Annotated in this window: 20 protein-coding genes; 13 read left to right on the top strand and 7 right to left on the bottom strand. The window is 64.2% G+C overall.

The genetic code is table 11. The features are described from left to right. Together QCE64_RS30165 and QCE64_RS30170 are read right to left on the bottom strand one after the other, a co-directional pair. A partial coding sequence (locus QCE64_RS30165; RefSeq protein ID WP_310007841.1) for a hypothetical protein occupies positions 1-202 on the bottom strand: 202 nt, incomplete at its 3' end. Next, positions 199-399 (bottom strand): hypothetical protein, encoded by a 201-nt coding sequence (locus QCE64_RS30170; RefSeq protein ID WP_310007843.1) that lies wholly within the window; start codon positions 397-399, stop codon positions 199-201. The genes QCE64_RS30165 and QCE64_RS30170, both read right to left, overlap by 4 nt. A gap of 170 nt (positions 400-569) precedes the next feature. On the opposite strand from QCE64_RS30170, the gene QCE64_RS30175 reads away from it, so the two are divergent. The 3 genes from QCE64_RS30175 to QCE64_RS30185 all read left to right on the top strand — a co-directional run bounded on the left by QCE64_RS30175 (position 570) and on the right by QCE64_RS30185 (position 4,831). After that, positions 570-1,241, top strand: a complete 672-nt coding sequence (locus QCE64_RS30175; RefSeq protein WP_309926056.1) for a glutathione S-transferase — start codon at positions 570-572, stop codon at positions 1,239-1,241. Between the two features lie 106 nt (positions 1,242-1,347). Further along, complete coding sequence (locus QCE64_RS30180) at positions 1,348-2,982, top strand: ATP-binding domain-containing protein (RefSeq protein ID WP_310007845.1); 1,635 nt, start codon at positions 1,348-1,350, stop codon at positions 2,980-2,982. A gap of 13 nt (positions 2,983-2,995) precedes the next feature. After that, the gene (locus QCE64_RS30185) at positions 2,996-4,831 is read left to right on the top strand and encodes an ATP-binding protein (protein ID WP_309934626.1); all 1,836 of its coding nucleotides are present in this window, start codon (positions 2,996-2,998) and stop codon (positions 4,829-4,831) included. A gap of 15 nt (positions 4,832-4,846) precedes the next feature. Here QCE64_RS30185 and QCE64_RS30190 read toward each other — a convergent pair whose 3' ends face one another. The 3 genes from QCE64_RS30190 to QCE64_RS30200 all read right to left on the bottom strand — a co-directional run bounded on the left by QCE64_RS30190 (position 4,847) and on the right by QCE64_RS30200 (position 6,480). Then, positions 4,847-5,701: a helix-turn-helix domain-containing protein gene (locus QCE64_RS30190; protein WP_309926060.1), complete on the bottom strand. Its 855-nt coding sequence runs from the start codon at positions 5,699-5,701 to the stop codon at positions 4,847-4,849. A gap of 227 nt (positions 5,702-5,928) precedes the next feature. Continuing rightward, positions 5,929-6,132 (bottom strand): cold-shock protein, encoded by a 204-nt coding sequence (locus QCE64_RS30195; protein ID WP_309837892.1) that lies wholly within the window; start codon positions 6,130-6,132, stop codon positions 5,929-5,931. 78 nt (positions 6,133-6,210) lie between these two features. Continuing rightward, positions 6,211-6,480: a hypothetical protein gene (locus tag QCE64_RS30200; protein ID WP_310007847.1), complete on the bottom strand. Its 270-nt coding sequence runs from the start codon at positions 6,478-6,480 to the stop codon at positions 6,211-6,213. A 552-nt stretch (positions 6,481-7,032) separates the two neighbouring features. Between QCE64_RS30200 and QCE64_RS30205 the strand changes: the two genes are divergently transcribed. From QCE64_RS30205 to QCE64_RS30220, 4 genes are read left to right on the top strand one after another with little or no spacing between them, the layout of a single operon-like run. After that, on the top strand, positions 7,033-7,794 hold the full coding sequence (locus tag QCE64_RS30205; RefSeq protein WP_309819871.1) for an SDR family NAD(P)-dependent oxidoreductase: 762 nt from the start codon (positions 7,033-7,035) through the stop codon (positions 7,792-7,794). A 47-nt stretch (positions 7,795-7,841) separates the two neighbouring features. Then, positions 7,842-9,167, top strand: coding sequence for an MFS transporter (locus QCE64_RS30210; protein ID WP_309926063.1), 1,326 nt, complete (start codon positions 7,842-7,844; stop codon positions 9,165-9,167). Positions 9,168-9,202: 35 nt separating this feature from the next. Then, entirely contained in the window at positions 9,203-10,381 is a 1,179-nt protein-coding gene (gene rhmD, locus QCE64_RS30215) for an L-rhamnonate dehydratase (RefSeq protein ID WP_309819875.1), read from the top strand. A gap of 16 nt (positions 10,382-10,397) precedes the next feature. Continuing rightward, the gene (locus QCE64_RS30220) at positions 10,398-11,180 is read left to right on the top strand and encodes an SDR family NAD(P)-dependent oxidoreductase (protein WP_309926065.1); all 783 of its coding nucleotides are present in this window, start codon (positions 10,398-10,400) and stop codon (positions 11,178-11,180) included. Positions 11,181-11,218: 38 nt separating this feature from the next. Here the strand turns inward: QCE64_RS30220 and QCE64_RS30225 are convergent, their stop codons facing one another. Then, positions 11,219-12,199, bottom strand: coding sequence for a LysR family transcriptional regulator (locus tag QCE64_RS30225; protein WP_309926068.1), 981 nt, complete (start codon positions 12,197-12,199; stop codon positions 11,219-11,221). Between the two features lie 164 nt (positions 12,200-12,363). On the opposite strand from QCE64_RS30225, the gene QCE64_RS30230 reads away from it, so the two are divergent. The 6 genes from QCE64_RS30230 (at position 12,364) to rhaS (ending at position 18,264) form a co-directional block, all read left to right on the top strand. Then, positions 12,364-12,678: an L-rhamnose mutarotase gene (locus QCE64_RS30230; protein WP_309926070.1), complete on the top strand. Its 315-nt coding sequence runs from the start codon at positions 12,364-12,366 to the stop codon at positions 12,676-12,678. 31 nt (positions 12,679-12,709) lie between these two features. Further along, positions 12,710-13,600: an amidohydrolase family protein gene (locus tag QCE64_RS30235; protein ID WP_309934632.1), complete on the top strand. Its 891-nt coding sequence runs from the start codon at positions 12,710-12,712 to the stop codon at positions 13,598-13,600. A gap of 12 nt (positions 13,601-13,612) precedes the next feature. Next, on the top strand, positions 13,613-15,130 hold the full coding sequence (locus tag QCE64_RS30240; RefSeq protein ID WP_310007849.1) for a sugar ABC transporter ATP-binding protein: 1,518 nt from the start codon (positions 13,613-13,615) through the stop codon (positions 15,128-15,130). Further along, entirely contained in the window at positions 15,130-16,170 is a 1,041-nt protein-coding gene (locus QCE64_RS30245) for an ABC transporter permease (RefSeq protein ID WP_404987794.1), read from the top strand. The genes QCE64_RS30240 and QCE64_RS30245 overlap by 1 nt, the downstream gene beginning before the upstream one ends. Continuing rightward, complete coding sequence (locus tag QCE64_RS30250) at positions 16,163-17,173, top strand: ABC transporter permease (RefSeq protein ID WP_310007851.1); 1,011 nt, start codon at positions 16,163-16,165, stop codon at positions 17,171-17,173. The genes QCE64_RS30245 and QCE64_RS30250 overlap by 8 nt, the downstream gene beginning before the upstream one ends. A 77-nt stretch (positions 17,174-17,250) precedes the next feature. Continuing rightward, entirely contained in the window at positions 17,251-18,264 is a 1,014-nt protein-coding gene (rhaS, locus tag QCE64_RS30255) for a rhamnose ABC transporter substrate-binding protein (protein ID WP_309819890.1), read from the top strand. 870 nt (positions 18,265-19,134) lie between these two features. Here the strand turns inward: rhaS and QCE64_RS38005 are convergent. After that, the gene (locus QCE64_RS38005) at positions 19,135-19,392 is read right to left on the bottom strand and encodes an energy transducer TonB (protein ID WP_404987796.1); all 258 of its coding nucleotides are present in this window, start codon (positions 19,390-19,392) and stop codon (positions 19,135-19,137) included. Between the last annotated feature and the right edge of the window lie 366 nt (positions 19,393-19,758).

A 19,758-nucleotide genomic window follows, 5' to 3' on the forward strand; every position in this document is an offset into this window, starting at 1 on the left:
ATCGCTCATGCTGCGCGGCGGCGGTGCGCCTTGGACAGACGGCCCGCTCGGCCCCGAGATCTGTCATAGCGAAGTCCTCGCGGTACTCGGCGATCAATCTGCTGAGCCGGTATCGCCCCTTGCGATCGCAACGAGAACAAGCGATGTTGATGTGACTCGCGCGGGCTGCTACCTCGCCGAGCGAAACACTGCCCTTTCTCATAACAGGTCGTGCGCTTGCACATCGACCGGTAGCGGGTCGATCCAGTCGGGCTGCTCATACTCGTCGTCATACTCGTTGACCACGCAGTCGCAGTCGCCGCACATCCACCGGTTCGGCACGTCGCCGACCGCCGGCTGGAACTCGTCGCGCTCGAGTCGCCGCGCGCAGAGCGGGCACCACATCGACGTCGCTGCCATTCTTAGCCACCTCCCGAAACACTGTATGGATGTACAGTATATGCTGATGTGCGCATCGAAGCCGCCAAAATATTAGGAACGGGCGCTTTTCCATATTAGGAGTGGGCCCGGCACGTTGTGCGACACTTCAATTATTAGAAGGCTCTCAGGCCGATAAATCTCAAATACTCATGCTGACGGTCCACCACCTCAACAACTCCCGTTCGCAGCGCGTCCTATGGATGCTGGAAGAACTGGGCGTCGAATACGAACTGAAGCGCTACCAGCGCGATCCGCACACGATGCTCGCGCCGCCCGAGCTGCGCGCCGTGCATCCGCTCGGCAAGTCGCCGGTCGTGACGGACGGCGACCTGACGCTCGCGGAGTCGGGCGCGATCATCGACTACCTGGTCGAGCGTTACGGCGAAGGGCGCTTCTCGCCGCCGCCGGGCGTTTCGCCCGAGCGCGTGCGCTACACCTACTGGATGCACTACGCCGAAGGCTCGGCCATGCCGCCGCTGCTGCTCAAGCTGGTCGCGCGGCGTCTTGAAAGCGCGAAGATGCCGTTCTTCGTGCGGCCGATTGCACGGCGCATCGCGCAGACGATGCAGAGCAGCTTCATCGATCCGCAATTGCGGCTGCACTTCGGCTACATCGACGCCGAACTCGCCAAATCGCCCTGGTTTGCCGGCGATAGCTTCAGCGCCGCCGACGTGCAGATGAGCTTCCCGCTCGAAGCGGGCAGCCAGCGCGCGGGGGCCAAGCAGTTGCCGCATATCCGCGCGTTCCTCGAACGGATCCATGCGCGGCCCGCGTACCAGCGCGCGCTGGAACGCGGCGGGCGTTACGACTACGCGAGCTAGCCGACGCTAACCAAAACTAGCCATCCGGCCAGGTTCGGAACGCCCGGCCTCTTGCGTACAATGAGCCGCACAAAGTCAATCGCTGGACGCAAACCCAAAGGCAAGCATGGCTCGAATCGTTCCTGACGACTGGAAGAATCTCGAAGCAACGGGCGCGGCCGCGCGCGAGCTCGAAACCCTGACGCGGCTCGAAAAGCTGCCGGACGAGTACACGGTGTATCACGGCGTGCACTGGACGCGCGTCAACGAAGGCTTCTCGGTATTCGGCGAGGCGGATTTCGTCGTCGTGGCGCCGTCCGGACGCGTGCTGATGATCGAACAGAAGGCCGGCTTCCTGCGCGAAACCAATGCCGGCCTCGTGAAGGTCTATCTGCAGAAGGAACGCAACGTCGCCATCCAGCTGGCGCGCACGCTGGAAAACCTGCATCGGCGCTTCACGGCGGCGTTCGGCGCGGGCACCTACCGGATCGAGGAACTGCTGTACTGCCCGGATTACACGATCAAGGACGCGGCCATTGCGGGCGTGCCGCCTGCGCGGATCGTCGACGCCAGCCGCAAGGACAAACTCGCGCGCGTCGTGCTGGAGATCCTCCCGCCGGATGAACCGCGCTTCGAGGCGGCGGCCCGTATCCATCACTTTCTCGCCGACGAACTCTCCCTCACGCCCGACACCAACGCGCTGGTCGGCGCGGCCAATACGCTCGTCACGCGGCTCTCGGGCGGGCTGGCCACCTGGGCACGGCGGCTCGAGTTCGAACCGTTCCGCTTGCGTGTGATCGCGACCGCCGGCGCGGGCAAGACACAGCTCGCGGTGCGCGTGATGCGCGAGGCGCTCGCGCAGGGCAAGAGCGTGCTCTATGTCTGCTTCAACCGGCCGCTTGCCGATCACATCCGCGCCATCGCGCCGAAAGAGGCGAAGGTCGCGAATTACCATCAACTGAGCGCGGCGGTGGCGCGCGATGCAGGCAGCCCGCCCGACTTCAGCCAGCCCGATATCTTCGCCACGCTCGAGGAGCGCTTCGCCGCCGTGCCGGTGCCGGAGCACTGGAAGACCGACGTGCTGATCGTCGATGAAGGCCAGGACTTCCAGGCGGCCTGGGTCGAGGCGCTGGAACGCCTGCTGAACCCGGCCGGCGCATGGTGGTGGCTCGAAGACCCGATGCAGAACCTGTATCTGCGCGAGCCGGTGCCCTTGCCGGGCTGGACCATCCTGCGCGAATCGACCAACTATCGCAGCCCGCGCGATCTCCTGGGTTTCATTCGCAAGATCGTCGGCCCCGAGGTGCGGCTCGACGCAGGCAGTCCGTTCGACGGTTCGGACGTCAGCATCGCCACCTACGAGAACGGTCACACCGAGGAGATCGTCGAGGCCACCAAGCGTGCGATCACGCAGGCGCTCTCGCTCGGTTTCCGCAAGCAGGACATCGCGGTGCTGTCGTTCCGCGGCCGTGAAGGCTCGGCGCTCACGGCGGTCGAGCAGCTCGGTCCGCACAGGCTGCGTGCGTTCACCGGCACCTACGACCTGTTCGGCAACCCGGAATATCGCGAAGGCGACGTCCTGCTCGAATCCATCTATCGCTTCAAGGGCCAGTCCGCGCCGTGCGTGATCCTCACCGAAGTGGACTTCGACCCGCTCGACGAACAGGCCGCGCGCAAGATCTTCGTCGGCGCCACGCGCGCGACCATGAAGCTGATCGTCGTGGCCTCCGAACGCGCCGCACGCGCCATCGAGGCGCTGTAGCAGCCGGCTGCCCGTGACGAGTTCCGTCTCTTCCGTGCGCGGCCCGGCCGTGCGTCCATGGTTCCGACGCCTGTGGTACGCGGCGCTGGTCGCGCTCGCCATCGCGCCGCCCATCGGCGCGGTCGGTTACATGCTCTATTCGGGGCTGCTCGCGCGCGAAACCCATACGCTCGTCGCTCCGTACGACGTGTATTGGGATGCCGCGCAATTCCAGATCGCCTACGAACGCTTCGAGAATCACGTGCTGCTGTACCGCAACGGCATCGACGAAGATGCCGACGCCGTGCGCACGAGCTATCGGCTGCTGCGTGCGCGGCTGCTGCAGGTTTCGTCGTCGCCGGGGCTCGCCGCCGGGCATGAAGCGCTGTTCAACCGGCAGCGCGAAATCCTGCGGCAATTGCAGACCGCGTTCGATTCCATCCAGGCCGACGTCGATGCCATCGATGCCGAGCGAAGACACAGTCTGCGCATCGTCGGCGTGCTGCGCCAGAATGCGCCGGTCGTGGCGGAGCTGGCGAGCGGGCGGCGCCTGATGGATGTGGCCGAGCGCGAAAACATCGTGCGCGATTTTGACGCCAAGCGCCGCTATCTGATTCTTGGCGGCATTCTGCTCGGCATCCTGTCGGCGGCGGCCACCATGCTGCTGCTGTTCAACGGCTACCGCCGCACGCGCCTGATCGAACAGCAACGCACGGCGCTCGCGGCCGAGCACCAGGCGACGCGCGCGGCCCGCGAAGCCGGCGTCGCCAAGGACACCTTCCTCGGCATGCTGAGCCATGAACTGCGCACGCCGCTGCATGCCATCGTGTCGTCGGTGGAACTGCTCGGGCTGAACGCGCGCGGCGATGCGGATCGCAAGATCATGCACCGGCTGGAATCCGGCGCGCGTCATCTGGAAGCACAAATGCGCGACCTGACCGACTACGCGCGGCTCGGCGCGGGCAAGCTGGAACTGCGCACCATGGCGTTCGATCCGGTCGAACTGCTCGAATCGATCGTCGATGCGAATGCGTCCTCCGCGACCGCCAAGGGGCTGGCGCTGCGCGGCGACTTCGCGGGCGAGCGCGGCCCGCTCGAATCCGACGCGCATCGCGTGCGGCAGATCGTCACGAATCTCGTCACCAACGCCATCAAGTACACCGATACGGGTTCGGTCGAGGTGCACTTCATGCGCACCGAGAAGCGCCTCGACATTTCCGTCATCGACACGGGGCCGGGCATTCCGCGCGAGCAGTTGCCGCTGATCTTCCAGGAATTCACCCAGCTCGATTCATCGAGCACGCGGCGTTTCGACGGCGCCGGCATGGGCCTCGCCATCGTGCGCGGACTGGTGGAACTGCTCGGCGGCAAGATCACGGTGTCGAGCGAAGTGGGCCAGGGCGCGGCGTTTCGCGTGAGCCTGCCGGTCGTGTCGGTGGATCATCTGCCCGCACGCGCCGAGCTCGACGCCGCGGCGCCGGCGCAGCGCAAGTCGCGCGTGCTGGTCATCGACGACCACGAGTCGATCCGGGAATCGCTGAGCGAAATGCTCACGCATCTGGGCTATTCCGCGGTCGCCATGCCGGAGGTGGACAGCGCACTCGCCTGGCTGCGGGCCAACGACGCCGACGTGATCCTGGCCGACCTGCATATGCCCGGAAAGGACGGTTACTCGTTCGCCAACGAATACCGCGCGCGCATCGCGCCCGGCGCCAGCGTGCCGATCATCGCGGTGAGCGCATACGCGCCCGAGCTGGTGGACCCGAGCGCGGCCATCCTGTTCTTCGACTATTTGCTGAAGCCGGTGCGCTACGAAGTGTTGAAGGGCGCCGTCCACCGCGCTGTGATGGCACGGCGGCGCGTGAACTGAGGGCCGGCAACGCGCCTAGCTGCGCATCAGGCGCTTGGAGAGATCGGCGACCAGAATGCCGAGCCGGGCGGGCTTTTCGAAGCACGTGGCGTTGTAGTCGCGGATCAGCTGGCTGATCTCCGATTCGCTTGCCTTGCCCGTGGTCAGTTCGCCGGTGAGCACGAAGATCGGCGCATCCGGATTGTCCGATTCACGCACCGCGCGGATCGCGCCCGCCGACGTATGCACGCCGAACAGCCAGTCGATCACCACGGCATCGAAAACCTGCGACTGCAAGGCTTCGAGGAAAGCGTCGAGACCATAGAAGGCCATCGCCGTGAAGCCGGTGGCTTCGAGATAGTCGTGCAGGTTGTCGGCGGAGGCGTGGTCGTCATCGACCACGGCGATCACCGGCTTGTCCGTGTCCGGGCGGCGCGGCTGGATCTCGATCTTGTGGACGTCGCTCGCTTCGTGCAGCAACACGCCTTCGTGCTTGCTGACGATCCAGCGGCCATTGAGTTTCTGCGCGATGAAATCCGGACGGCTGCCCGGATCGAGCGCATTGCCGACCCACGCCATGCAGGGAATCTCCACCGAGCCGAGCTTGAAGACGGCGTCGTGCGCGGTGCCTTCGGTTTCGTCGGGGCGGGTGTTGATCGAATCGAACAGCTTGAGGGCCGGTTCGTCGAAAGCGTCGGCGACCCGGCGGATTTGTGCGAGCGTCCACGGACTGTTGCCGCGCAGCTTGCGGTGACCTTGCGAAAAACTCAGATCGAGAATGCGGCACAACTCAGCGGTCTGTTGCCGCTTGCCGATGCCATGACGGCCCATGAGCTCGCGCACGCGTTCAGCGACGGCGAGTGATTCCGAAGAAGACGTTTCAGTGACCATACCGCCAGCGGAGTGAAAAGTGGGACTGCGGGAGGGGAACAGTCTGGCGCGACGATCGGCCAGGCGCAGTCGAACGGACATTGTAAAGGGCGCGGCCCGACGCACTCAAAAGGTGCCGGCAGATGCCTCGTACTGCGTTGATTGAATTGAAGAAAAGAATTCTTCCGACAAAGCGCGCAGTCGCGCCGGCAGCAATCTCCCGGCGCCGCGCTCGCGCTGATCGTGCCTTACTGCGGCTGAATCTCGGCGGCCTGCAAGCCCTTCGGTCCCTGGCGCACTTCGAACATCACGCGCTGGTTCTCTTGCAGCGACTTGAAGCCGTCGGCGCGGATTTCCGAGAAATGCGCGAACACGTCGGGCGTGCCGTCGTCCGGCTGGATGAAGCCAAAGCCCTTTGCGTCGTTGAACCACTTCACAGTACCAGTTGCCATTGTTTCCTCTTCTTGCAGCGTTGAGCGAGACGGCGTCCCGCCTGGGTTAATCAATACGGTTTTGCAGCAGTGCCGGGATCAGGCCATCGCCGCCACGCGCGACCGGGCGGGCGCGGTGGCCACGGGAATCTCGTCGAGCAGGGACGACAGTTCGTGGTCGCCATTGCCGCCGCTGAATTCGCGCAGCGTCGCGAGCAGCGTGCGCCACGGCGCGGGCCAGCGCGTTTCGCGCACACAGCGGCCGTTGGCGTCGGTGATGCGCAGCAGGGTGGTGTCTGGGTAGTAGGTGAGCGTGACGGGCATGCCGTCGAGAACGCAGATGGCGGTACAGGCTTTCGGTGTGAACATGCTTTCTTGTAGATGAGTGATCGTCGTGCGCGCGGCATGCGCGTTTCAATCGACGGCCGCTGACTTGAGCAACGTGCGTGCCTGAGCGTTCGAAAGAAGAATTCCCCGGCTGACAGTCTGGAGCGATTAGCCGCAGTATTCGCGCAGGTTGAACGGAGTATTGTCCAATTTCACGACAATTGACGTCACACGACGATTTACACTTCAACGAGGTCAGACTGGAGTCGAAATCGTGTTGCTTGCCGTCATGTTGATCAGCCCCGTGGGCGTCGCCGCGCTTTTTGCATTCGCGCGTTTCGCAGACAGAACTTTCCGGGACAGCGCTTCCCTGGCGGAAAATCGCTTCTTGCAGGTCGGCGGGGGTTCGCGGCCACGCGAAAAGCAGCGCCACACGGGCTGATTGCCCCGAAATTCAACGTCGCACGCCGTTCGATTCACTTTTGCTATCGAACGATCGCCCTTTCGAATTGTTCCGCTATTGGCGCCGGACTATAGTGCTTTCCACGGCATGAACCGGCCATAAGTCCAACGAGACAACGAAAGGAGACACGCATGAACCGTATCGATCTGGCTGAACGCACGGTGATCATCACGGGCGGTGCGCGGGGCATCGGCCTCGCGGTTGCGGAACGGGCGCTGGACTCGGGCGCCGACGTCGCCCTTTGGGACGCGGACGGCGAACGCCTGCAACGCACCAGCGCCGACCTCACGGCGCAACACCCCGGACGCCGCGTGAGCGACGCGGTCGTCGAACTCACCGACGAGGCCTCCGTCGATGCCGCCGTCAAGAAAACACTTGCCGCGCACGGCCGGATCGACGTGCTGGTCAACAATGCGGGCATCACCGGCGGCAACGGCAGCACCTGGGAACTCGCGCCGGACGTATGGCGCCGCGTGATCGACGTCAATCTGATCGGCCCGTATCTGACCTGCCGTGCGGTCGTGCCGCACATGCTGAAAAGCGGCTATGGACGCATCGTCAACATTGCGTCGATTGCCGGCAAGGAAGGCAATCCGAACGCGTCGCACTACAGTGCGTCGAAGGCGGGGCTGATCGGGCTGACCAAGTCGCTCGGCAAGGAACTCGCCGGCAAGAACATCCTCGTCAACGCGGTCACGCCCGCGGCTGCCAAGACCGAAATCTTCGATTCGATGTCGCAGCAGCACATCGACTACATGCTCTCCAAAATCCCGATGAACCGCTTCCTGCTGCCGCACGAGGCCGCGTCGCTGATCCTGTGGCTCGCCTCCGAAGACTGCGCGTTCAGCACGGGCGCGGTGTTCGACCTGTCGGGCGGACGCGCCACCTATTGAAGCGGACGGCCGCCGCGCGTCCCTGCGCGGCGCTTCTGGAGAGAGACATGGATGACTCCGCACGCGCGGAAGGCGCCGTCACGTCGCGCGTGATGCGCCGGCTGCTGCCGTTCCTGCTACTGATGTACGTGCTGGCGTTTCTCGACCGCGCCAACATCGGCTTTGCGCAGAAGGCGTTGCAGCAGGACACCGGTCTGTCGAATGCGGCGTTTGCCTTCGGCGCGGGGGTGTTCTTCATCGGCTACGCGATCTTCGAGGTGCCGAGCAACCTGCTGCTGCATCGCGTCGGCGCCAGGCTGTGGATGTGCCGCATCATGGTCACGTGGGGTCTCGTCTCGGCGTCGATGGCCTTCGTGCACAACGCGACGACCTTCTATACGTTGCGCTTCCTGCTCGGGGTGGCGGAGGCGGGCTTCTTTCCGGGCATCGTCTATTACCTGACGCGCTGGTTTCCGCAATCGGCGCGGGCGCGCGCGCTCGGCGTGTTCTATTTCGGCGCGCCGCTCGCGTTTATCTTCGGCGCGCCGTTGTCCGGCCTGCTGCTCGACCTGCACGGCGCGGCCGGCCTGAACGGCTGGCAATGGCTGTTTCTCGTCGAAGGGCTGCTTGCGTCGATCGTCGGCGTGTGGGCTTTCTGGTATCTAGACGACGATCCCGCCCGCGCCCGCTGGCTCACGCCGGAGCAACGCGCCACGCTGGTCGCGCGACTCGCCGACGATGCCCGTTTCGCGTCCTCGCATGGCCCGCGCAGCGTGCTGGCTTCGCTCGTCGATGCCCGCGTGCTGGTGCTGTGCTGCGTCTACTTCCTGATCCAGGCGGCCGTGTACGGCGTCGTGTTCTATCTGCCGCAGCAAGTGGCGGCGCTGCTCGGCACGAAGGTGGGATTGCGCGTGGGACTGGTGACGGCGCTGCCTTGGCTCGCCGCTGTGGTCGTCACGTGGATCGTGCCGCGCTACGCCGACCGCACCGGGCGGCATCGCCTGTGCGCCGTCGCGTTGCTGCTGATGTCGGGCGTCGCGATTGCCGTGTCGGGACTGGCGGGGCATCCGGCCATTTCGCTCATCGCGCTGTGCTGCGCCGCGAGCGGCTTCATCGCCGCGCAGCCGCTGTTCTGGACTTTTCCGACGCGTTATCTGACCGGCGCGGCCGCCGCCGCCGGCATCGCGCTGATCAATTCGCTCGGCGGACTTGGCGGCTTCTTCGCGCCGATGGCCCGCACCGCCGCCGACGCCGCCCTGCACTCGACCGGCACCGGCCTCATGGTGCTCGGCGGCGCGAGCGTGCTGGCGGCGCTGATCATCGTCGTGATGGTGCGCCCGCACCGCGACCTCCCGCTAGCCGATGCGCGCGCCGGCAACGCCCGTGCATCCTGAACCTCCTGAACACCCAGCCCAACACGGAGCAGACCATGTCCATGCCTACGATTCGCCAGGTGCGCGCCTTCACGGTTCGCGGCGGCGGCGCCGACTATCACGATCAGGGCGCCGATCACTGGATCGACGATCACATTGCCACGCCGATGGCGCGCTATCCCGAATACCGCAAGAGCCGCCAGTCGTTTGGCCTGAACGTGCTCGGCTCGCTGGTGGTGGAGATCGAGGCGAGCGACGGCACGGTCGGCTTCGCGGTGACGACGGGCGGCGAGATCGGCGCGTTCATCGTCGAGAAGCATCTGGCGCGTTTTCTGGAAGGACAGCGCGTGACCGACATCGAGAAGATGTGGGATCAGATGTTCAACGCGACGCTCTATTACGGACGCAAGGGCATTGTGCTGAACGCGATTTCGGGCGTCGATCTCGCGCTGTGGGACCTGCTCGCGAAAGTGCGCAAGGAGCCGGTGTTCCAGCTGCTCGGCGGCCCGGTGCGCGACGAACTCCAGTTCTACGCCACCGGCGCGCGGCCTGATCTGGCGAAGCAGATGGGCTTCATCGGCGGCAAGATGCCCTTGCAGCATGGTCCGGCGGAGGGCGAGGAAGGGCTCGCGAAGAATATCGCCAAGCTGGCCGACATGCGCTCGAAAGTGGGCGACGACTTCTGGCTGATGTTCGACTGCTGGATGAGCCTCGATGTGAACTACGCGAAGCGGCTGGCGCACGCGGCGCGGGAATATGGTCTCAAGTGGATCGAGGAAGCGCTGCCGCCGGACGACTACTGGGGCTATGCCGAACTGCGCCGCAGCGTGCCCGGCGGCATGATGGTGTCGACCGGCGAGCACGAGGCGACTCGCTGGGGCTTCCGCATGCTGTTCGAGATGGGCTGCGCGGACCTGGTGCAGCCGGATGTGGGCTGGTGCGGCGGCATCACCGAGCTCATCAAGATTTCGGCGCTCGCGGATGCGCACAACGTGCTGGTCGTGCCGCATGGTTCGTCGGTGTATAGCTATCACTTCGTCGTCACGCGCCACAACTCGCCGTTCGCCGAGTTCCTGATGATGGCGCCCAAGGCCGACCAGGTGGTGCCGATGTTCACGCCGCTCCTGCTCGACGAACCCGTACCGGTGAACGGCCGCATGAAGGTGCCCGAGACGCCGGGCTTCGGCGTGCGGCTCAATCCCGAGTGCAAGCTCGAAAGGCCTTATACCCACTGACGAGGACGAGGACGTCATGCTGCTTGAGAACAAGGTCGTCGTGGTGACGGGCGGATCGCGCGGCATCGGCCGGGCGATTGCGCTGGCCAGCGCCCGCGAAGGCGCGGACGTCGCCATCAACTACTGGGGCGACAACGATCGTTCCTATGGCCGCGGGTCGGCGGTGGAATCGATCGTCGGCGAGATCGAGGCGCTGGGACGCCGCGCAATTGCAGTGGAAGGCAACGTCGCCGAGCACGATACCGGCGCCGAACTGGTCCGGCGCACGGTGGAGGCGTTCGGGCGCATCGATGTGCTGTCCAGCAACGCCGGGATCTGCCCGTTTCATGCGTTCCTCGACATGCCGCCCGCCGTCTATGAAACCACGGTCGCCGTGAACCTGAACGGCGCGTTCTATGTGACGCAGGCGGTGGCGAACCAGATGAAAACGCAGGGCACGGGCGGCGCGATCGTCGCGACGAGTTCGATCAGCGCGCTCGTCGGCGGCGGCATGCAGACGCATTACACGCCGACCAAGGCGGGCGTGCATTCGCTGATGCAGTCGTGCGCGATTGCGCTCGGGCCGTATGGCATCCGCTGCAATTCGGTGATGCCGGGCACCATAGCGACGGATCTCAACGCCGAGGATCTCGCCGACCCGGACAAGCGCGCCTATATGGAGAAGCGCATTCCGCTCGGCCGCCTGGGCGAACCCGACGATGTCGCGCAATGCGTGGTGTTCCTCGGCTCGGAGCGCGCGCGCTATGTGACGGGCGCGTCCTTGCTGGTCGATGGCGGGCTGTTCGTGAACCTGCAATAACGTGCTTCAGTGCTTCAGTGCTTCAGTGCTTCAGTGCGTCAGTGCTGCGCCGACGCCGAGTACTTGCGCAGCAGCGCGATGAAATACTCGGCGGGTTCGCTCAAGGTTTCGAAACGGCGGCGGAGCAGCCCGAAGCCCGACAGGCTCTTGCCGACCTCGATCGGCAGTTCCACCAGCAACTGCGCGCGCAGATAGTCGCGCACGACGGACTCGGGCAGCATCGCGACGGCCTCGCCGTTTTGCAGCAATTGAAGCGTCGCGAAGATCGACGCGCATTCCACGATGTCCGCCGGCGAGCTGAGCCGCGCACGCGCGAGTTCGTCTTCGAAGAGCGCGCGCGCGGGACTCGTGATCGGTTGCAGGATCCATGGCCAGCCCACCAGTTGTTCGAGCGTGAGCGCGGTCTTGCCGACCAGCGGATGGCTCGCGCGCACCACGAGTCGCATGGCCTCGCGGGCGAGCGGCTCGAAGTCGAAGTCATTGTGTTGCAGCGGCGTGGTCAGCCGTCCAAGCGCGAGATCCACTTCGCGGCGATGCAGCAACTGCACGACCTGATCGCTGGTTTCGCCGAGGATGCGCACGTTCAGCAAGGGCCGCTCAGTTTTCAGTTCGGTGACGGCCATGGCCAGCACGTCGGGCGCGGCACCCATGATCGCGCCCACCGTCAACTGGCCGTGACCGCCGCGGCGCTTGGCGTCGAGGTCTTCGGCGAAGCGCGTGAGGTCCGCAAGCGAGCGGCGCGCGTAAGCCAGCGCCGCCATGCCGAGCGGCGTCGGCTGCATGCCGCGCGCATTGCGCTCGAACAGCAGGAAGCCGAACGCCTCTTCGATATCGCCCAGCATGCGGCTTGCGCTCGGCTGCGCCACGTTGATGGCTTCGGCGGCCTGATGCAGGTTGCGGGCATCGTCGAGTGCGACGAGCAGCGCGAGATGCTTGAACTTCAGGCGGTTGACCAGAGCGCTCGGCGAGATGCTGGGCGATGGGCTCGGCGACACAGTGTGGGACGCAATCTCGTTCATTCGACAGTCCGCGTGAAAGCGCGCGATGATAGGGCGCAGCGATACGGTTTTGCGATCGGCCAATCCTGCATTCGGATTGTCGTGTTATCGGTCGGCGAATTATAGTCGCAGCACAACGAGTCCCGGACACAGGGAAACACTCAATCAGAACAAGGCGGTCCGCCATGGAGACAGTGGCATTTCGCATGACCCTGAAACCAGGCATGCGCGAGGAATACACAAGGCGTCACCGCGAGATCTGGCCGGAACTGGCCGAAGCGTTGCGCGCCGCGGGCATCCGCGATTACCGCATCTTTCTCGACGAATCGACCGGACATCTCTTCGCCATCTACGCGCGCACGGCAGACCACACCGTCGATGCGCTGCCGATGCTGCCCATCATGCGCACCTGGTGGGACAGCATGGCCGAACTGATGGAGACGCACGCCGATAACGCGCCGCTGAGCGTGCCGCTGACGCCGGTCTTCCATCTACCCTGAAACCCTGGCCGCTTTCGCGAGGAGCGCAACCATGCAGGTCGTCGATCCGCATATCCATCTGTGGGATCTGTCCACGCATCATTACCCCTGGCTCGCGAATCCGCAGACCTCCTTCGTCGGCGACGCGCGCAAGCTGAAGCACGACTATCTGCTCGGCGATCTGCTGAGCGATGCCGAAGACATCCAGGTGCTGAAAATCGTGCACGTGGACGCCAATCACGATCCCGCCGATCCGGTGGAGGAAACGCGCTGGCTGCAGGGCATCGCGGATGGCGCAGGGCGCGGCATGCCGAACGGCATCGTCGCGGGCGCGGATCTTTCGGCGGACGATGCGCCGGCCGTGCTCGAAGCCCATGCCGCGTTTGCCAACACGCGCGGCATCCGCCAGATCCTGAACGTGCATGACGATCCGCTGTACGACTACGTCGGCCGCCACTACATGCGCGAGCCGCAATGGCGCGAGCACTTCGGCTTGCTGCGTCGCTACGGCATGTCGTTCGACCTGCAACTGTATCCGTCGCAGATGGCGGAAGCGGCGCAACTTGCACGCGAGCATGCCGATACGCAGTTCATCGTCAATCACGCGGGCATGTTCGTCGATCGCAATGCGACGCGCGGCTATCGCGAATGGCGCGACGGCATGCGCCTGCTGGCCGCGTGTCCGAACGTCGCGGTGAAGCTGAGCGGCTTCGCGATGTTCGATCACGACTGGACCCTCGAAAGCCTGCGGCCCTACGTGCATGAATGCATCGACGTGTTCGGCTGCGAGCGCGCGATGTTCGCGTCGAACTTTCCGGTGGACCGGCTGTTCGGCAGTTATACCGGCTTGTGGAACGCGTATGCGCGGATCGTCGGCGGGGCGAGCGACAGCGAGAAGGACGCGCTGTTCGTGCGCAATGCCGAGCGCATCTACCGGATCTAGAGAGGTTTCGCGATGACCATGACACCACGTCTCGAACTGCTGCACGCAAGCAAGTCGTTCGGCCGCGTGCGGGCGCTCGGCGACGGCAGCCTGCAACTCTTTCCCGGCGAAGTGCATGCGCTGCTCGGCGAGAACGGCGCGGGCAAGTCGACGCTCGTCAAGCTGCTCGCGGGCGTCTATCAGCCCGATGCGGGCGAACTGCGCATCGAAGGCGTCGCGCGCCGCTTCGCCAATCCGGCCGAGGCGCGCGATGCCGGCATTGCAGTGATCTATCAGGAGCCGACGCTGTTCGCCGATCTCTCGATTGCAGAGAACATCTACATGGGCCGGCAGCCGCGCGACCGCCTGGGCCGGATCCGCTACGACGAGATGCATCGCGAAGTGGATGCGCTGCTCGCGTCGCTCGGCGTGAGCCTGCGGGCGCAGCGGCTGGTGCGCGGGCTGTCGATTGCGGATCAGCAGGTGGTGGAGATCGCCAAGGCGCTCTCGCTGGATGCGAACGTGCTCATCATGGACGAGCCGACCGCCGCGCTCTCGCTGCCGGAAGTGGAGCGGCTGTTTGCGATCGTGCGCGCGCTGCGCGAGCGCGACGTGGCCATTCTTTTCATCACGCATCGTCTGGACGAAGTGTTCGCGTTGACGCAGCGCATGACGATCATGCGCGACGGCATGAAGGTCTGCGACGCGCTGACGCCGGACATGAGCATCGACGCGATCGTCAGCCGCATGGTAGGCCGCGACCTCGACACCTTCTATCCGAAAGCCGATGTCACGCCCGGCGACGTGCGGCTCTCGGTGCGCAATCTGACGCGCCAGGGCGTGTTCCGGAACATTTCCTTCGATGTGCGCGCGGGCGAGATCGTCGCGCTGGCGGGACTGGTCGGCGCGGGGCGCAGCGAAGTGGCGCGGGCGATCTTCGGCGTCGATCCGGTGGATGGCGGCGAAGTGAAGATCGCGGGCAAGAAGCTCGCGCTCGGCAAGCCCGCTGCGGCGGTGCGCGCGGGCCTTGCGCTGGTGCCGGAGGACCGTCGCGCGCAGGGGCTCGCGCTGGAACTGAGCATTGCGCGCAATGCGTCGCTGACAGTGCTCGGACGCCTGATGCGGCATGGGCTGATTACGGCACGCAGCGAGTCGTCGCTGGCAGCCGACTGGGGCAAGCGCCTGCGCCTGAAAGCAAGCGATCTCGATGCGCCGGTCGGCACGCTGTCGGGCGGCAATCAGCAGAAAGTCGTGCTCGGCAAGTGGCTGGCCACGCATCCGAAGGTGCTGATCATCGATGAACCGACGCGCGGCATCGATGTCGGCGCGAAGGCCGAGGTGTACCGCACGCTGGCGGAACTGGTGAAGGAGGGCATGGCCGTGCTGATGATATCGAGCGAACTGCCGGAAGTGCTCGGCATGGCGGACCGCGTGCTCGTGATGCACGAAGGGCGCATCAGTGCGGACATCGCCCGCGCGGATGCCAGTGAGGAACGGGTGATGAGCGCCGCACTGGGTGCATCGCCGCAGAATCTGGGGCGCGCCGCATGATGACCCGACACTCTCCGACGCTGCCCGCGATGCCGCCGGCCGAAACCAAGCGCGACAGTATCGCGGTTTCCATCGCGAAGAGCCGCGAACTGACGCTCTTCATTGTGCTGCTGGTGCTGATCGGCGCGACGGCGGCAGCCAAGCCCGACTTCCTGAACCTGCAGAACCTGCGCGACGTGCTGCTGAACGTCTCGATCATCGGCCTCCTGACGGCGGGCATGACGATTGTGATGCTGATGCGGCATATCGATCTCTCGGTGGCGTCGATCGTCGGCGTCAGCGCGTATGCGGTCGGCAGCCTGTTCGTCATGTTCCCGCATCTGCCGGTGATCGTCGCGCTGCTTGCGGGCATCGGTATTGGCGGCTCGATCGGCGCGGTGAACGGCGTGCTCGTCACGTTCGGCCGCGTGCCCTCGCTGGTGGCGACGCTCTCGACGCTGTACATCGTGCGCGGCGCGGATTACGCATGGGTCCACGGCGGCCAGATCAACGCGACCAGCCTGCCGGATGCATTCGCGGCGATCGCCACCGGTTCGCTGCTGGGCGTGCCGAACCTCGTGCTGATTGCGCTCGTGGTGCTGATCGCGTTGTCGGTGTATCTGAAGCAGTATCGCGGCGGGCGCGAGCACTACGCGATCGGCTCGAATCCCGAGGCGGCGCGGCTTGCCGGCATTCGCGTGGACCGGCGCGTGATGATCGGCTTCCTGCTGTCCGGCGCGATTGCGGGCCTGGCCGGCGTGCTGTGGCTTGCGCGCTTCGGCACCGTCGATGCCAGCACCGCCAAGGGCATCGAGCTTCAGGTGGTGGCGGCGGCGGTGGTGGGCAGCGTGGCGATCACGGGCGGTGTCGGCACCATCGCGGGCGCGACGCTCGGTGCGCTGGTGCTCGGCGTCATCAACATCGCGCTGGTGGTGCTGCGCGTGTCGCCGTTCTGGCAGCAGGCCATCCAGGGTGCGCTGATCGTCGCGGCGATCGCGCTCGATACCTTGCTCGCGCGTTCAGTGGCGCGCCGCATGATGAGGAAACGCGATCATGGCTAAACCGGACTCCGCACTCTCGACGAGCCGTCGCCGGCACCTGCAATGGGAAGCGATGCTCGCCATCGTGCTGGTGGTGTCGCTGGCGGCGGGGCGCGTGCTGTCGCCGCTGTTCCTGTCGGCGGCCAACGTGTCGAACATGCTCGCCGACTTCACCGAGATCGCGCTGATCGCGCTGCCGATGACGCTCATCATCGTCGCGGCGGAGATCGATCTTTCGGTGGCTTCGGTGCTCGGCGCCTCCAGCGCGCTGATGGGCGTGCTCTGGCACATGGGCCTGCCGATGCCGTTGGTCATCGTGCTCGTGTTGCTCTTCGGCGCGCTGGCGGGGCTCCTGAACGGCCTGGTGATCGTGCGCTTCAACCTGCCTTCGCTGGCGGTGACGATCGGCACGCTCGCGCTGTTCCGCGGCCTGGCGTACGTGCTGCTCGGCGACCAGGCGATCGCGGATTTTCCGGCGGCTTTTACGGCGTTCGGCATCAATACACTCGGCGACACGTTCCTGCCGATGCCCTTCATTCTCGTGATCGCCGGCGCGGTGATCTTTACCGTGCTGTTGCAGGCGACGCCGTTCGGCCGCAGCCTCTTCGCGATCGGCGCGAATCCGACGGCCGCGCAGTTCTCGGGCATCGACGTGGCGAAGACCAAGCTCAGGCTCTTCATGATGTCGGGCGCGATGGCGGCGCTCGCGGGCATCGTCTATACGCTGCGCTTCACGAGCGCACGCGGCGACAACGGCGAGGGCTTCGAGCTCTCGGTCATCGCGGCGGTGCTGTTCGGCGGCGTGAGCATTTTCGGCGGACGCGGCTCGATGGTGGGCGTGCTGCTGTCGCTCGTGATCATCGGCGTACTGCGCAATGCGCTGACGCTCGCGGATGTATCGAGCGAGACGCTGACCATCGTGACGGGGGCGTTGCTGCTTTCGTCGGTGCTGATTCCGAATCTCGTGGCACGCTGGCGGGCCGTGCGCGAGAAACGCCTGATGATCCGGGGCGTGACTGAATGACTGGCGGTGCTCGTCGATAACCAGCGCAAGGATTGGCGTCGCCGCTGTCCGCGCGCAATGACAGGAGACTTTACGACATGAAGAAGCCCATTCGATTTCCGCGCGGCCCGGCCGTGGCGGCGGCTGTTCTTGCGGTGACGGTCGCGCTGACGGCCGCCGCCGCCGAGGTCAAGAGCGGCCTGAAGATCGCCTTCCTGCCGAAGCAGATCAACAATCCGTACGAGGTCATCGCCGATGACGGCGGCATGGCGGCCATCAAGGAGATGAAGGGCGATGGCAAGGTCGTGGGGCCGTCGGATGCGGGGGCGTCGTCGCAGGTGAGTTATATCAATACGCTGATCACGCAGCGGCAGAACGCGATCGTCATCGCGGCCAACGATGCGAATGCGGTCGTGCCGTATTTGAAGAAGGCGATGTCACAGGGGATCAAGGTCGTTACGTTCGATTCGGATACCGCGCCGGACGGAAGGCAGATTTTCGTCAATCAGGCGGATTCGGAGGCGATCGGGCGCGGGCAGATCCAGTTGTTGTCCAAGCTGATTGGCGGCGAGGGCGAGTTTGCCATTTTGTCGGCGACGCCGAATGCCACGAATCAGAATACGTGGATCAAGTGGATGCAGGAGGAGTTGAAGAAGCCCGAGTACGCGAAGATGAAACTCGTGAAGATTGCGTACGGCAACGACGACGATCAGAAGTCGTTCGTCGAGACGCAGGGTCTGTTGCAGGCTTATCCGAATCTGAAGGGCATTGTGGCGCCGACATCGGTGGGGATTGCGGCTGCCGCGCGCTATATCTCGAGTTCGCCGGCCAAGGGCAAGGTGGTCGTGACCGGACTCGGCACGCCGAATCAGATGCGTGCTTTTGTCAAGAACGGGACTGTCAAGGCGTTCCAGTTGTGGGATCCGGGTCAACTCGGGTATCTGGCGGCGTTCGCGGCGGCGAATCTGGCGTCGGGGACGATTACCGGGAAGGAAGGGGATTCGTTTGAGGCAGGGAAACTGGGCAAGCGGACGGTCGGGAAGAGCGGAGAAGTGATTCTTGGCCCGCCCACGACGTTCGATGCGGCGAATATCGATAATTTCAATTTTTGAGGGCGGTAGGAGAAAGGGGTGTTGGACCTGAGAGATGGCGGGACGCCTGCGGGCGTCCCGTTTTTTTGGGGGATTGTCGTTGCATGTTGTGCACGCAGGCGAATCGAACCGAAAATCACACCCTATGATTTCCTTCAGCTTCGTTCCTGCCTTCAGAGGCATGGAAACTAATACGTGCATGCATTCATGAATCTCGCGACCGGGACTTCGATGTCGGACGCTTGCGATAACTTGTGAGCATGTGCGCTATTCGTCGGAGTCGCGTCGTTTGACGGCGGCATGTTTCTTTCGCGCCCTCGAATTTTCTTGCTCCGCACGGCGCAATTTCTCATTTTCAATCTGAAGTCTTTGATTTTCCAAGGAGGCCCGAATGGACTCGACCCCGCTCTTGCGCCACGCGAGAAAACTGGTAGCAATTGTCCCTGACGCGGTAATCACGGACGTGATACCTGTCAAGATAGAAACGAGAGTCGCAGTGGAAAAATCCCCCTCACTTGTCGAACTGTGGTGCTCCAAAGCACCTTCAGCTTGAACTTCATCAGGCATCCGAGCCAATACTGGAAGCGTTGACGAAGCTGCTTCGCCTACCGGATCGAGCGTGTCAAACTCACGAACACAATTTTCGTAGATGTCAACATGCTTTTCTTGGATTCCTCGACATTGACATGATGCTGCGTCCGTGGGTCTCACTCCTAAGGTTTTAGTCGGCATGACACAACCCAATAAGAGAGTTGTTTTTGTATCCGACCGCTAGCGCCCATGGAGGATCGCCGCCGAGCGCTTGTAACTCCCGGCGCTGGACGCCGTTGGGATTTTCTCCCGGCGGGACGGCCTGCACGCTTGTACGCGGGCAAAAATCCGGGGCGCTTCTCAATTGACAGAAAAAGTGAACGGAACCGTGAACCCGACTTCGACGGCTTGCCCATCCGCATAGTACGGAGTACATCGTGAGCGTTTCATAGCCGAAATCGCGGCTGCGTCCAGTAACGGGCGATTGCTGCTTTCGAGCACTTCAACGCTCGCGATTTTCCCTTCTCGATCCGCTTTGACTTTTAGCTTCACGCTGCCGGACTCCCTTCTTTGCAAAGAGACTGTTGGGTAGTAGGGTTCAGCGATATCGCAACTCAGCCTGCTTTCAGAAGTTTCTTGCTATGCGCACCCACTGCCTGCGATAGCCAAGGCAGAAGCGAAAAAGAGCCGTCTCATTAGAAATCCTCCATAAAGGAGCGAATTCCAAATCACCTTTTGTCGCGATCATCTCAATATCGTTTGCGCGTCGACTTGACGCGTTGAGGCGGCCGATGCTCATGTGCAGCGCCAGAAAGTCTTCGTTATGCCGGGCATTTCTTAGCCGAAATGTCACGATCTTTCCGGCTACCCCAGGCACTCATGCTCGCTTCATTCACCAACCCAATATTCCTGAGCTTGTCGATGAACATAGCCAAGGCAATCATCCTGATGAAGGGTGTGAGTGAAGGATTGATCGACGGCGTA

It is taken from the genome of Caballeronia sp. LZ043, assembly GCF_031451075.1.
GTDB lineage: Bacteria > Pseudomonadota > Gammaproteobacteria > Burkholderiales > Burkholderiaceae > Caballeronia.

Bases quoted from the DNA above. Each gene is read 5' to 3' on its own strand.
- QCE64_RS30170 (WP_310007843.1), bottom strand. From the start codon at position 399: ATGGCAGCGACGTCGATGTGGTGCCCGCTCTGCGCGCGGCGACTCGAG.
- QCE64_RS30175 (WP_309926056.1), top strand. From the start codon at position 570: ATGCTGACGGTCCACCACCTCAACAACTCCCGTTCGCAGCGCGTCCTA.
- QCE64_RS30180 (WP_310007845.1), top strand. From the start codon at position 1,348: ATGGCTCGAATCGTTCCTGACGACTGGAAGAATCTCGAAGCAACGGGC.
- QCE64_RS30190 (WP_309926060.1), bottom strand. From the start codon at position 5,701: ATGGTCACTGAAACGTCTTCTTCGGAATCACTCGCCGTCGCTGAACGC.
- QCE64_RS30195 (WP_309837892.1), bottom strand. From the start codon at position 6,132: ATGGCAACTGGTACTGTGAAGTGGTTCAACGACGCAAAGGGCTTTGGC.
- QCE64_RS30200 (WP_310007847.1), bottom strand. From the start codon at position 6,480: ATGTTCACACCGAAAGCCTGTACCGCCATCTGCGTTCTCGACGGCATG.
- QCE64_RS30205 (WP_309819871.1), top strand. From the start codon at position 7,033: ATGAACCGTATCGATCTGGCTGAACGCACGGTGATCATCACGGGCGGT.
- QCE64_RS30210 (WP_309926063.1), top strand. From the start codon at position 7,842: ATGGATGACTCCGCACGCGCGGAAGGCGCCGTCACGTCGCGCGTGATG.
- rhmD (WP_309819875.1), top strand. From the start codon at position 9,203: ATGTCCATGCCTACGATTCGCCAGGTGCGCGCCTTCACGGTTCGCGGC.
- QCE64_RS30220 (WP_309926065.1), top strand. From the start codon at position 10,398: ATGCTGCTTGAGAACAAGGTCGTCGTGGTGACGGGCGGATCGCGCGGC.
- QCE64_RS30225 (WP_309926068.1), bottom strand. From the start codon at position 12,199: ATGAACGAGATTGCGTCCCACACTGTGTCGCCGAGCCCATCGCCCAGC.
- QCE64_RS30230 (WP_309926070.1), top strand. From the start codon at position 12,364: ATGGAGACAGTGGCATTTCGCATGACCCTGAAACCAGGCATGCGCGAG.
- QCE64_RS30235 (WP_309934632.1), top strand. From the start codon at position 12,710: ATGCAGGTCGTCGATCCGCATATCCATCTGTGGGATCTGTCCACGCAT.
- QCE64_RS30240 (WP_310007849.1), top strand. From the start codon at position 13,613: ATGACCATGACACCACGTCTCGAACTGCTGCACGCAAGCAAGTCGTTC.
- QCE64_RS30245 (WP_404987794.1), top strand. From the start codon at position 15,130: ATGACCCGACACTCTCCGACGCTGCCCGCGATGCCGCCGGCCGAAACC.
- QCE64_RS30250 (WP_310007851.1), top strand. From the start codon at position 16,163: ATGGCTAAACCGGACTCCGCACTCTCGACGAGCCGTCGCCGGCACCTG.
- rhaS (WP_309819890.1), top strand. From the start codon at position 17,251: ATGAAGAAGCCCATTCGATTTCCGCGCGGCCCGGCCGTGGCGGCGGCT.